Annotated in this window: 8 protein-coding genes; 4 read left to right on the forward strand and 4 right to left on the reverse strand. The window is 66.4% G+C overall.

What is annotated here, in order from left to right; genetic code table 11:
* Window positions 1–22: 22 nt before the first annotated feature.
* From AC1RRC_RS30580 to AC1RRC_RS30595, 4 genes are all read left to right on the forward strand, one after another.
* Window positions 23–1,834, forward strand: coding sequence for a tannase/feruloyl esterase family alpha/beta hydrolase (locus tag AC1RRC_RS30580; RefSeq protein WP_493059542.1), 1,812 nt, complete (start codon window positions 23–25; stop codon window positions 1,832–1,834).
* Window positions 1,835–1,844: 10 nt separating this feature from the next.
* Window positions 1,845–3,617 carry an acyl-CoA dehydrogenase gene (locus AC1RRC_RS30585; RefSeq protein ID WP_493059543.1) on the forward strand — a complete coding sequence of 591 codons (1,773 nt, stop codon included), beginning with the start codon at window positions 1,845–1,847 and terminating at the stop codon, window positions 3,615–3,617.
* Window positions 3,618–3,651: 34 nt separating this feature from the next.
* Window positions 3,652–4,743, forward strand: a complete 1,092-nt coding sequence (locus tag AC1RRC_RS30590) for a porin (protein WP_493059544.1) — start codon at window positions 3,652–3,654, stop codon at window positions 4,741–4,743.
* A gap of 131 nt (window positions 4,744–4,874) precedes the next feature.
* Window positions 4,875–7,481 (forward strand): sensor domain-containing protein, encoded by a 2,607-nt coding sequence (locus tag AC1RRC_RS30595; RefSeq protein WP_493059546.1) that lies wholly within the window; start codon window positions 4,875–4,877, stop codon window positions 7,479–7,481.
* Window positions 7,482–7,511: 30 nt separating this feature from the next.
* Here the strand turns inward: AC1RRC_RS30595 and AC1RRC_RS30600 are convergent, their stop codons facing one another.
* From AC1RRC_RS30600 to AC1RRC_RS30615, 4 genes are all read right to left on the reverse strand, one after another.
* Window positions 7,512–8,273 (reverse strand): SDR family NAD(P)-dependent oxidoreductase, encoded by a 762-nt coding sequence (locus AC1RRC_RS30600; protein WP_493059547.1) that lies wholly within the window; start codon window positions 8,271–8,273, stop codon window positions 7,512–7,514.
* A 68-nt stretch (window positions 8,274–8,341) separates the two neighbouring features.
* Window positions 8,342–9,592 carry a thiolase family protein gene (locus AC1RRC_RS30605; protein WP_493059548.1) on the reverse strand — a complete coding sequence of 417 codons (1,251 nt, stop codon included), beginning with the start codon at window positions 9,590–9,592 and terminating at the stop codon, window positions 8,342–8,344.
* 12 nt (window positions 9,593–9,604) lie between these two features.
* Window positions 9,605–11,497: a feruloyl-CoA synthase gene (locus tag AC1RRC_RS30610; protein WP_493059550.1), complete on the reverse strand. Its 1,893-nt coding sequence runs from the start codon at window positions 11,495–11,497 to the stop codon at window positions 9,605–9,607.
* 31 nt (window positions 11,498–11,528) lie between these two features.
* Window positions 11,529–12,311 (reverse strand): crotonase/enoyl-CoA hydratase family protein, encoded by a 783-nt coding sequence (locus AC1RRC_RS30615; protein ID WP_493059551.1) that lies wholly within the window; start codon window positions 12,309–12,311, stop codon window positions 11,529–11,531.
* Window positions 12,312–12,421: the final 110 nt, after the last annotated feature.

The following is a 12,421-nucleotide window of genomic DNA, read 5'->3' on the forward strand; positions in this document are numbered from 1 at the left end:
AAAAAATATCAGGAGATCCGCTATGCGTTTGAAACAACGTAGGACCCGGCACGCCGCTACGCCGGGCTTCACCGCCATCACCGCTATCACCGCCATTGCCGCCATGTCCATAGGGGGCTGCGGCAGCACGGACACGCCATCCGAAGCGGCCATCCCGCGGCTGGGCGCCGCCGCGCCGGGCGCGTTGACCGATTGCGCCGGCCTCGTGGCCAAGGCCGGATTTGCCAACACCAGCATCACGTCCGCCACCCTGGCGCCGGCCGGCAGCGTCACGCAAACCCTGGCCGGCCAGTCCGTCCCCATGCCGGAACACTGCATCGTGCTGGGCACGATGAACCAGCGCACCAGCGCAGTCGATGGCAAGCGTTACGCGATCGGTTTTGAAATGCGCCTGCCGGCCACGTGGAACGGCCGCTTCTTTTACCAGGCCAACGGCGGCAACGACGGCAGCATCTCCGGCGGCAACGCGGCCTTCGGCAACCTGCTGGGCGGCAGCCCGGTCAGCAACGCGCTGCTGCAAGGCTTTGCCGTCATCAGTTCGGACGCCGGCCACGTGCCCGACACGTCCTATCCTTCCGGGATCAACGGGCAGACCTACGGCCTGGACCCGCAGGCACGTTCCGACTATGGCTACAACGCGGTGGCGCAACTGACGCCGATGGCGAAAAACCTCATCAAAGCCGCCTACGGCCGAACACCGGATCGCTCGTATTTCGCCGGCTGCTCGAACGGCGGCCGCCACGGCTTCGTCGCGGCCAGCCGCTACGCCGACCAGTATGACGGCATCCTGGCCGGTAATCCCGGCTTTAACCTGCCCAAGGCCGCCGTGGCCGAGATGTGGGACAACCAGGCGTTCGCCGCAGTGTCTCCCACCGGCGAGGACGGTTTGCCCAACCTGGCGGCCAGTTTCAGCGACGCGGACCTGAAACTCATATCCGACAAGGTACTGGCCAAATGCGACGCGCTCGATGGCGTAACGGACGGCATGGTGGGCGATCCGGCCCAGTGCCAAAGCACCTTCTCGCTGGCCAGCGACGTGCCCACCTGCACCGGCGCGGCCGGCGGCGCCTGCCTGACGGCAGCGCAAAAGGGTGCGCTGGCCAAGGTGTTCGGCGGCGCGAAAAACGCCGCCGGCACGGCCCTGTACAGCGACTGGCCGATGGACGCCGGCATCGGCGCGCCCGGCTGGCGCATGTGGAAGATCGGCAATCCGCCCGTCCCCGCGTTCAACATTTTCCTTGGCACGCCATCGATGGCGTACCTCTTCTCGACGCCGCCCGCCAGCCCGCAGGTGGTCGATGGCAGCATGGCGTCGCTGATGAAGTTCACGCTGGGCTACAGTTTTGAAACAGATGCGCCGAAAATCTTCGCCACCACGCCGGTGTTCACGGAATCGGCGATGACGTTCATGACCGCGCCCAACCCTGCCGACCTGTCCACCCTGCGCAACCGCGGCGCCAAGATGATGGTGTTCCACGGCGTCAGCGACCCGGTATTTTCCTATCACGACACCATCAACTGGTGGAAAGCGCTGGACGCCCACCATGGCGGCAAAGCCGCCGATTTCGCACGCGTCTATACCATCCCCGGCATGAACCATTGTTCCGGCGGCCCGGCCACCGACCAGTTCGACATGGTGACCGCGCTGGTGAACTGGGTGGAACAGGGCCAGGCCCCGGCCAGCGTCAAGGCCACCAGCCGCAGCGCCGCGCTGAACAACGGCCTGGGCAGCATCCCGGCCAACCGTACGCGCCCGCTGTGCCCCTATCCCAAGGTGGTGAAGTACAACGGCAGCGGCAGCGTGGAAGACGCGGCCAGCTTCAGTTGCCAGTAAGGGAACGGCGATGCTGTCATACGTGCCTCCCTTGAAGGACATGCGCTTCGTGCTGGAACAGGTGCTGGACGCGCCGGCGCAACTGGCCGCCATGCCGTCCTGCGCGGAAGTCGACGCGGACCTGATGCGCCAGGTGTGCGAAGAAGCGGGCCGCTTTGCCACCGGTGTGCTGTTTCCGCTCAATGCCGTGGGCGACCGTGAAGGTTGCCGTTTTGAACAGGGTAACGTGCATACGCCGCCCGGCTTCGCGGACGCCTACCGCCAGTACAGCGAGGCGGGCTGGCCTGCGCTGGCCTGCGCGCCGGAACACGGCGGACAAGGCTTGCCGCAAGTGCTCAACTGCGTGCTGCAGGAAATGATCAGTTCGGCCAACCACGGTTGGGGCATGTATCCCGGCCTGGCGCATGGCGCCTATGCCTGCCTGGCGCAGTACGGCAGCGCGGAACTGCGGGAACGCTACCTGGAAAAGATCGTCAGCGGCGAATGGCTGGCCACCATGTGCCTGACCGAGCCGCAGGCCGGCAGCGACCTGGGCCTGCTGCGCAGCCGCGCCGAACCGGCCGCCGATGGCCGCTACGCCATCAGCGGGGGCAAGATATTCATTTCCGGCGGCGAGCATGACATGACCGCCAACATCATCCACCTGGTGCTGGCGCGCCTGCCGGATGCGCCGGCCGGCAGCAAGGGAATTTCCCTGTTCCTGGCGCCGAAATGGCTGCCGGACGGCACGCGCAACACCGTCCACTGCACCGGCATCGAACACAAGATGGGAATCCGGGGCAGCGCCACCTGCAGCCTGCAATTCGACGGCGCCACCGGCTGGCTGGTGGGTGAAGCGCACCGCGGCCTGGCCGCCATGTTCGTCATGATGAACGCGGCCCGGCTGCAAGTGGCGGCGCAGGGACTGGGCATCGCGCAGACCGCGTGGCAAAACGCCGTGGCGTACGCGCATGAACGGGTGCAGGGCAAGGCTGCGGCCTGTTCCCCCGGCCAGGACGGCGGGCGCGCCGATCCGATCGCCAGGCATGCTGCGGTCCAGCGCCTGCTGATGACGCAGCGCGCCTGCCTCGAAGGCGGACGCATGCTGGCTTATTGGACCGCCCTGGCGCTCGACTGCGCGGAACGGCATCCCGACCCGGCCATGCGCGAGCAGGCGCACGGCCACGTCAGCCTGCTCACGCCGGTGCTCAAGGCCATGCTCACCGAACAGGGGTATGCGGGCGCCAGCCAGGCCTTGCAAGTGTTCGGCGGCCACGGCTACATCACGGAAACCGGCATCGAGCAGTATGTGCGCGACGCGCGGGTGGCCATGATTTATGAGGGCAGCAACGAAATCCAGGCGGTCGACCTGTTGCTGCGCAAGGTGCTGGCGGACCGGGGCGCCCGGCTGGACTGCTGGCTGGCCCAGGTGCTCGCCACGGCCGGCCGGGAGCGCGGCGGCGCACTGGCGGCGCACGCGCAGGCGCTGGCCACGCTGGTGGAGCGCACGCAGGCGGCGGTGCGCGCCATAGCGCAGGCGGCCGCCGCGCAACCGGCGCTGCCGTATCGCGTGGCGCCAGACATGCTGCGCGTGGCTGGCCATTGCGGGCTGGCCTGGATGTGGCTGCGCGCGGCGCGCGCCGCCCTCGACGGACACGCGCTGGACCCTGCCTTCCACGCGGCCAAGCGCGCCACCGCCACGTATTACTTCACCTATGTGCTGCCCGAGGTGGAACAACTGTTTGCCGTCATCGACGCGTGCCTGCGACAGGACGCCGGGGACGACGCTTTCCTTTTGACTTGACGTACCGCACCACCCCAAAACCAAGGAGACTGAAATGAAACAAGCAATCCGTAACGCATGCATCCTAATGAGCTGCATGGCCGCATCCGCCGCCATGGCGCAATCGTCGGTCACGGTCTATGGCCTGGTCGATTCCGGCATCGCCTACACCACGAACATCAACGCGGCCGGCGACTCGATCACGAAAATCCCGTCGCTGACCAGCAGCTTCCCGTCGCGCATCGGCTTCCGTGGCACGGAAGACCTGGGCAACGGCCTGCAAGCCATCTTCACGCTGGAAAACGGCATGTCGCTCGATACCGGCGCCACCGGCCAGGGCGGCCGCCTGTTCGGACGCCAGGCGTTCGTGGGACTGAAAGGCGCATGGGGCACGCTGACCATCGGCCGCCAGCACAACATGACGTATTTATCCGGCATGAAGACCGACGTGCTGGGCCCGCATTTGTTCGCCATCGGCAGCATCGATCCCTACCTGCCGAACGCACGCAGCGACAACGCGATCGGCTACCTGGGCAATTTCAATGCATTCACCGTGGGCGCGACTTACAGTTTCGGACGCGACGCTTCGGCGGCGGGCGGCCCGGCGGCCACCAATTGCGCCGGCGAAGTGGCGGGCAATACCAAGGCGTGCCGCCAGGTCACCGGCCTGCTGGGCTACGACAACAAGCGCTTCGGCGTCACCACCTCGTATGACATTTTGTACGGCAACACCGGCGCCGCCGGCGGCCTGGCCAGCAGTAATCACAGCGACCGCCGCATCACCCTGAACGCCTATGCCATGCTGGGTGACACCAAACTGGGCGGCGGCGTGATCGCCCGCAAGACCGACGCCGTCACCGGCGTCAGCGAATCCGACCTGTATTACCTCGGCGCCAGCCACCCGCTGTCGCCGCTGCTCACGCTGGACGGCCAGGTGGCTTACCGCGACCTGAAAAACAGCGGCGCCGACGTGACGATGCTGGTGGCGCGTGTGACGTACCTGTTGTCCAAGCGTACCGCCACCTATGCCGCCATCGGCCGCATGAAAAATGACGGCGCTTCCGCCGTGGCGCTGGACGCGGGCGGCACGGTGGGCGCCGGCAAGACGCAGAACGGCATCATGGCCGGCGTGCGCCACGCTTTCTGAACGCCATGGCGGGCAGGCGGGTCAGGATTTCCTGACGGGAGTTCGGGAATACCCTGATAGGCATTTGGATAAGGCGGCCCTACCATGGTGATAGCCGCATTACCCCACCTGCCTACCTGTCGCCGCATGTCATGATTTCGTTTGCCGCCGCCTGGGCGATCCTTCTGCCGCCAGCCATTTTCCTTCTCATCCTGCAGGCGCGCCATGTGCGGCGGCTGCGGGCGCAAGTGAACGAGGGAGCGCTGTTCCGCAACATGATCAACCAGGTCAGGGATGTGGCCGTGACCATGCACGACATGACCGATGGCGGCCGGGTGATCTACGCCAACGACGCCGCCTGCCTGCACTTCGGCGTCGACCGGGATACGCTGCTGACCTGGCGCCCGCCGAACTGGAATCCCACCATGGGCGCCGCCGATATCGCGGCGCTCTACCGCAAGCTGAAGCACGGCGATTCGGACACGCTGGAAACCGTGCACCGCGTCGCCAGCGGGGACCTGGTGCCGGTTGAAGTGATGCTGCTGTGCCAGATGCACGAAGGCGCTGCTGTCACCGTTGCCTACACGCGCGACATCCGCGCCCGCCGGGCCGAGGAAGCGCGGCGCCTGGCCTATGAGCGCGCCGAAGGCCACGCGCACGACATCGCCGAGCGCAAACGCCTGGAAGCACTGCTGCAGCGGCGCGAACACAGTTACCGCACACTGGTCGAGAATTTGCCGGACCCGCTGTTCCGCTACGACACCGAATGCCGCCGCACCTATGTCAGCCCGGCGGTGGAGCGCGTCACCGGCAAGGCGGCATCCGAACTGCTCGGCGTGACGCCGGCCGATGCGCCGCTCGCCACCGGCGCGCAGAATGCGCGGCTGCTGGCCGACATCCGCGCGGTGCTGGCCAGCGGCACACCAATCGTCAGCGAAATCGAGTACCACGCGCCGGACGGACGCTTGCGCCACTTCCAGAACCACTTCGGGCCGGAATTCGACGCCCATGGCACGGTGACCGGCGTGCTCTCCATCATGCGCGACATCACTGAACTCAAGCGGCTGGAAACCCTGATGCGCAAGCGCGAAGAAGAATTCCGCGCACTGGTGGAAAATTCGCCGGACATCATTTCCCGCTATGACCTCGATTGCCGCCGCATCTATACCAACCCGCGCGGTGTGGCAGCGCTGGGCGGCGACCTGGCGCGCATCCTGGGCACCACGCCGGCCGACCTGCCCGGCGGAGAGCCTGGCGCACGCTACCTGGAAGCCATCCGCGAGGTGATCGCGCAAGGCAAGGAGTGCAGCCTCGAACTGGAATGGCGCATGGACGGTCCTGAGACTTGCCTGCACGTGCGCATTTGCCCGGAGTTCGACGTCCATGGCCGCGTCAGCCATGTGCTGGCCATTGGCCGCGACATCAGCGAAATCGATGAGTACCGGCGCGTGATACACCGCCAGGCGTTCAGCGACGCACTGACCGGCCTGCCCAACCGCACCTTGCTGACCGACCGCCTGCGCCACGCCATCGCCGATGCCGCTTACCACGGCCACCAGTTCGGCCTGATGATGCTGGACCTGGACCATTTCAAGGAAATCAACGACACCATGGGCCACGGCGCCGGCGATGAATTGCTGCGCATGGCGGCCCAGCGCCTGCTGGCCAGCGTGCGCCCGTACGACACGGTGGCGCGGCTGGGTGGCGACGAATTCTCGGTGCTGCTGCCGAACATCCGCATGGGCGACGATCTGGCGACGGTGGCCGGCAACATCCTGCGCGCACTGGCCGAACCCTTCGTGATGGACGGCCAGGAATTATTCATCTCGTGCAGCATCGGCATCGCGCTGTATCCGGACGACAGCACCGGCATCGAGGCGCTGTACAAGTATGCCGACTCGGCGATGTACCACGCCAAACAGATGGGACGCAACAATTTCCAGTTTTACCAGCCCGAATTCACACAGCGCTCGCAAGACCGGCTGGAGCTGGAAGCGGCGCTGCGGCGGGCGCAAAAGCGCGGCGAACTGGCGCTGTATTACCAGCCGCAGATCGAACTACAGAGCGGGCGCATGGTCAGCGCCGAAGCGCTGCTGCGCTGGCGCCGCGACGGCTACGGCATCGTGCCGCCGGACCGCTTCATTCCGGCCGCCGAAGCCTGTGGCCTGATCGTGGACATCGGCGAATGGGTATTGCGGACCGCCTGCCGCGACGTGGTGCGCTGGAACCAGGGACGGGCCGTCCCGGTGCGGGTGGCCGTCAACCTGTCGACGCGCCAGTTCGTGCGCAACGACCTGGCCGGCTCGATACGCCGCATCCTGGCGGAAACCGGGTGCCATCCTGAATGGCTGGAACTGGAAATCACCGAAAGCCTGCTGCTGGAAGACAGCCGCGAGGTGGCCGCCACCCTGGAAACGCTGCATGGCATGGGCTTGTCGATCTCGATCGACGATTTCGGCACCGGGTATTCCGCGCTCAGCTACCTGAGCCGGTTCCCGGTCGGCCAACTGAAGATCGACCGATCATTCGTGCAAGGCATTCCGGTGCAGCGCGACAAATGCGAACTGGTCAAAGCCATGCTGTCGATCGCCACCGCGCTGCGGCTGGAGACCGTGGCCGAGGGCGTGGAAACCGCCGAGCAGGCGGCTTACCTGGTGGCGCACGGTTGCCGCCTGGCGCAAGGCTACCTGTTCGGCAAACCCATGCCGCTGGCAGGGTTCAGCGTCCTGCTGGCGGAACAGGACGTGCCCGCTGAATGACGTGGCCGGTGATTCTGCGGGCCACGTCACTCAGCGCGGCGGCAGGCGCAAAGCACCGTCCAGGCGGATCACTTCACCATTCAACGCCAGGTTGCCGGCGATATGCAGCGCCAGCGCCGCGAATTCCGCCGCCTTGCCGAGGCGCTTGGGAAACGGAATCGACGCGCCCAGCGATTGCTGCACTTCTTCCGGCAACTGGTACAGCAGCGGCGTCAGGAACAGGCCCGGGGCGATGGTCACCACCCGCACGCCAAATTGCGCCAAGTCGCGCGCCAGCGGCAAGGTCAGCGACACCAGCCCGCCTTTCGACGCGGCATAGGCGGCCTGCCCCACCTGGCCATCATAGGCCGCCACCGACGCGGTGCAGACGATCACGCCACGTTCATTGTCTTCCAGCGGATCGAGCGCCGTCATCTCGGCGGCGGCCAGCCGGATCACGTTGAAGGTGCCGATCAGGTTGACGTTGATGATGCGGCTGAAGTCTTCCAGCGGCATCGGGCCATCACGCCCCACCAGCCGTTTCGCGCCGCCGATGCCGGCGCAATTCATCAGGATGCGCGCCGGGCCGTGCGCGGCGCGCGCCACCGCCAGCGCTTCGCGCACGCTGGCTTCGCTGGTGATGTCGCATTGCACGGCGATGCCGCCCACTTCGCGCGCCAGCGCTTCGGCCGCCGCGATATTCACGTCCAGCACCGCCACCTTCGCGCCGGCCTGCGCCAGCTGGCGCACGGTTTCCGCGCCCAGCCCCGATGCGCCGCCCGTCACCAGCGCGGCTTGTCCTTGTAGTTGCATGTCTGTCTCTCCGTATAAATATTCGTGTTCGGGTATTTGCTCGTGTAGGTGCTGCCACACCGCCTGGATCAATCCGTGTCCGGATTGACCACCAGCAGCGCGATACCCTGCCCGCCGCCCACGCAAGCCGACGAAATGCCGTAGCGCTGGCCACGCCGGCGCAATTCGCGCGCCAGCGTTACGGTCAGCCGCACGCCGGTCGCGGCCAGCGGGTGGCCCAGCGCGATCGCGCCGCCGTTGACGTTCAGGCGGCTGCGGTCCAGCCCCAGTTCACGTTCCACCGCCAGCACTTGCGCGCCTTGCGCCTCGTTGATTTCAAACAGCGCGATGTCGTCCAGCGCCAGCCCGCTGCGCTCGAGCAGCAGGCGGATCGCGGCGGCCGGGCCGATGCCCATGATTTCCGGCGGCACGCCCACGGCGGCGGCCGCCGCCACGCGCGCCAGCGGCGCCCGGCCATGGCGGCGCACATAAGCGCCCGACGCGACGATGGTGGCGGCGGCCGCGTCGACCAGCGCGGAACTGTTGCCGGCCGTTTGCACGCCACCGTCATACAAGGCGCGCAGTTTGGCCAGCGCCTCCAGCGGCGACGGCCGTGGATGGGTGTCGCGCGCGACGTCGCCCACTTTCGGCGGCAGCTTGATGCCGCGCGTGGCATAGCCGTCCAGCGTGAATTGCTCGTTGCCGACCGCGACGATCTCGCCGTCCAGGAAGCCGGACTCCTGCGCCGCCAGCGCCCGTTCGAACGACAGCGCGGCATAGGCGTCGACTTCGGCGCGGCTGATGCCATAGCGCTTGGCCAGGTTTTCCGCCGTCTGCGGCATCGTCACGCCGGGCGCCGGATCGACCAGCGCTTCCCACATGTAATCCTTGAATTCCACCGGCGCGCCCAGTTTGAAACCGGTGCGGTGGCCGAACGCGGCAATCGGGTTGCGCGTCATGTTTTCCGTGGCCACCACCAGCGCCGCCTCGGCGTAACCGCGTTCGATCTGGTCGCCGGCCTGGCGGATCAGTTCAAAACCGGTGCCGCAAATCCGCTGCACGTTAATCGCCGGCACATCCACCGGCACGCCGGCATACAAGCCGATATGGCGCGGCAGCACGAACTGGAAAAAGTCGCCGGGCGCCATATTGCCGGTGATGACGGAATCGATGTCCGTGGCCGGCACGCCACTGCGGCGCAATACTTCGCGCGCCGCCTTGATGCCCAGGTCGGTGGGGGAAACGCCGCCGAAGTGGCTGCAATAATCGACCATCGGCGTACGCACGCCATCGATCAGCCAGATGTCGTCGAAACCGGCGTAAAAACCTTTTTGTTTCATGGTGCGTCCTTGTCAGGTATTGGGAAGGAGTACGGCAGGATCGGCGTTGTCATACAGCGCCGCCACCAGCGCCGCGCGGTGCGTCAAGACGGCGCGCTGGTTGATCGATCCTTTATCGGTGATTTCTCCCTTGTCGATGCTGGGCGGCTCGAGCAGGATCAGCGCGCGCGCCACGCGGTTGGCGCTGCCGGTGCCCTGCTGATACAGGCGCTGCAGCATGGCCTGGAAGAACCCGCGCACCGGCGCCGATTGCAGCACTTGCGCATCGGTCGCGCCAGCCGCGTCAAAGCCCTGCTGCGCGGCCAGGCGCCGGCACTGCGCCAGGTTCGGCAAGATCAGGATGCCCACTTCGGCACGGTCATGGCCGGCGATCACCACGTCCTGCAGGCAGGGCGCGCCCTCGATAATGACGCGTCCGCGCAGCGGCCCCACGCTGACCCAGGTACCGGTGTACAGCTTGAAGTCTTCCGCCACCCGGCCGTCGAACACGAAACCCAGGTCGGGCTGCTGCGCGTCGTACCACTTCACCGCGTCACCGGAACAGAAAAAGCCCTCGTCGTCGAACGCGGCGGCGCTTTGTCCGGGGTCGCGCCAGTAGCCGGGCGTGACGTTGGGACCGTGGTAGCGCACTTCCGTCTTGTCGCCGTTCGGCACCAGCTTGACCGTGATGCCAGGCAGCGGCACGCCGATCTGCCCGGCCCGCACCTGCTCCTGCACCACGAACAGCGCCGACGGCGCGGTTTCCGTCATGCCCAGGCCGCAATTCATGACGATGCGCTCGCCGCAATCGCGCTCGGCCACCGCGTGCAGCTTGTCCCAGATGGTTTGCGGCAGCGCGGCCGCCGCGTAAAACTGCATGCGCAGCCGGCTGTGGAAAAAGATGCTCAATTGCGGATCGGCTTCCAGCGCATACGCGATTTCTTCCCAGCCCTTGGGCACGTTGAAGTAAATCGTCGGCGCGATGTCGCGCAAGTTGCGCAAGGTGGCGCCGATGCCTTGCGGCGTGGGCCTGCCATCGTCGATGTACATGGTGCCGCCGTTGTACAGCACCAGGCCGACATTGTGGTTGCCGCCGAAGGTATGGTTCCACGGCAGCCAGTCGATCAGCACCGGCGGTTCCTCGGCCAGGAAGGGCCAGGTCTGGCGGATCATTTGCTGGTTGCTGCACCACATGCGGTTGGTATTGATGACAGCCTTCGGCATCTTGGTGGAACCGGACGTGAACAGGAACTTGGCGATGGTGTCCGGGCCGGTGGCTGCATAGGCCTGGTCCACTGCCGGGCCGGCCGGCGTCTCCGCCAGGGTGGCATACAGGGTCGCCGCACGGCCGGCCGGCGGGTTGGCCGTCACCAGCACTTCCACCTCGTCCGCCACGCAGGCGCGGATGGCGGCGCCGAACTGCTCACCGTCGGCCGCAAACACCATGCCCGGCGTCAGTACAGTCAAGACATGGCGCAGTTTGTCGTAGTCCTTCGACAGCAGCGAATATGCGGGCGAAATCGATGAGAATGGAATGCCGGAATACAGGCAGGCCAGGGTCAGCATCGCGTGTTCCAGGTCGTTGTCGGACAGGATCAGCAGCGGGCGCTCGGCTGACAGGCCGCGTTCCAGCAAACCCTGGCCGATGCGGCGCGCGGCATCAAGCGCCTGGCCGTAACTGATGTGGCGCCATGCGCCATCGGCGCCGCGCCGCGCCATGTAGCTGCGCTCCGGCGCCAGCGCGGCCCAGTGCAACAGGCGGTCTGCCAGGCGCTCGGGGTAAGCCTGCAATGCCTGCTCCGTGCGGACATACGCGCTGCCACCGGGGCGGGGTTCCACCTGAACGCCACGGATGCCAAAGGCCAGCCGCCGGTAGCGCGGCGCGGACGTATCCATGGGCAAAGCTGCGGGTGAAGCTGACTGCATGGTTGTCTCCTTATTCTTCTGTCGGGACGGCTCAGGCCTGGACCCGGACCTTGTTGGCTTTATGGTCAAGGAAGGCCAGCAGCCTGCCCCGCGTATCCGGATCGCTGACCGCCACCGCCGCCATCAGGGATTCCGTCATCATGCCATCCTGGATCGACTGGTCGGCAATGCGCGGCAGCACATGCATCACCGCATAATTGGTCATCGGCGCATTGGCGGCCACCTTGCGCGCCAGTTCCATCGCCTTGTCCAGGCCCTGGCCCGGTTCCACCAGGTATTGCGAGACGCCGAGCCGGTGTCCGTCATGCGCATCGAGCACGCGCCCGGTCAGCATCAAATCGCTCATGGCGGGCACGCCGACCATGCGTGAAATCCGCACCGAACCGCCGCCGCCCACGAACAGGCCGCGCTGGCCTTCCGGCAGCGCATAAAAGGCCGAATGTTCGGCCACGCGGATATGCGCCGCCGCCGCCAGTTCCAGTCCGCCGCCCACCACCGCGCCGCGCAAGACCACGATCACGGGGGCGCGGCCGAACTGCACCCGCTCGAACGCGGCATGCCACATGCGCGAATGGTGGACCGCTTCGGTGGTGCTGCGCTCGCGCATTTCGCCGAGGTCCAGGCCGGCGCAGAAATGCTCTCCCTCCCCGCTCAGCACCACGGCGCGCACGGTGTCCGGCAGTTGGTCGAACGTGCGCTGCAGCACGCCGATCAACTCGTCGCTGAGGGCATTGCGCTTGGCCGGCCGGTTGATCGAGATGCGGGCCACCGCACCGTCATGGGCCAGGGTTAACAGGTCGCTGTTTTGCTGCATGGTGTTTCCTCCGGATCTCCGCAATTTAGTTTTAAAATATAACTATTATTCAGTATAATCAAATCGAGCGAAAACGCAAGCGTGGCGGCAACCGCCGAAACGCGGACTTC

It is taken from the genome of Pseudoduganella sp. GW821-FHT12E03, from assembly GCF_058807115.1.

Coding starts and splice junctions, on each gene's coding strand:
- AC1RRC_RS30580 (WP_493059542.1), top strand. CDS start 23: ATGCGTTTGAAACAACGTAGGACCCGGCACGCCGCTACGCCGGGCTTC.
- AC1RRC_RS30585 (WP_493059543.1), top strand. CDS start 1,845: ATGCTGTCATACGTGCCTCCCTTGAAGGACATGCGCTTCGTGCTGGAA.
- AC1RRC_RS30590 (WP_493059544.1), top strand. CDS start 3,652: ATGAAACAAGCAATCCGTAACGCATGCATCCTAATGAGCTGCATGGCC.
- AC1RRC_RS30595 (WP_493059546.1), top strand. CDS start 4,875: ATGATTTCGTTTGCCGCCGCCTGGGCGATCCTTCTGCCGCCAGCCATT.
- AC1RRC_RS30600 (WP_493059547.1), bottom strand. CDS start 8,273: ATGCAACTACAAGGACAAGCCGCGCTGGTGACGGGCGGCGCATCGGGG.
- AC1RRC_RS30605 (WP_493059548.1), bottom strand. CDS start 9,592: ATGAAACAAAAAGGTTTTTACGCCGGTTTCGACGACATCTGGCTGATC.
- AC1RRC_RS30610 (WP_493059550.1), bottom strand. CDS start 11,497: ATGCAGTCAGCTTCACCCGCAGCTTTGCCCATGGATACGTCCGCGCCG.
- AC1RRC_RS30615 (WP_493059551.1), bottom strand. CDS start 12,311: ATGCAGCAAAACAGCGACCTGTTAACCCTGGCCCATGACGGTGCGGTG.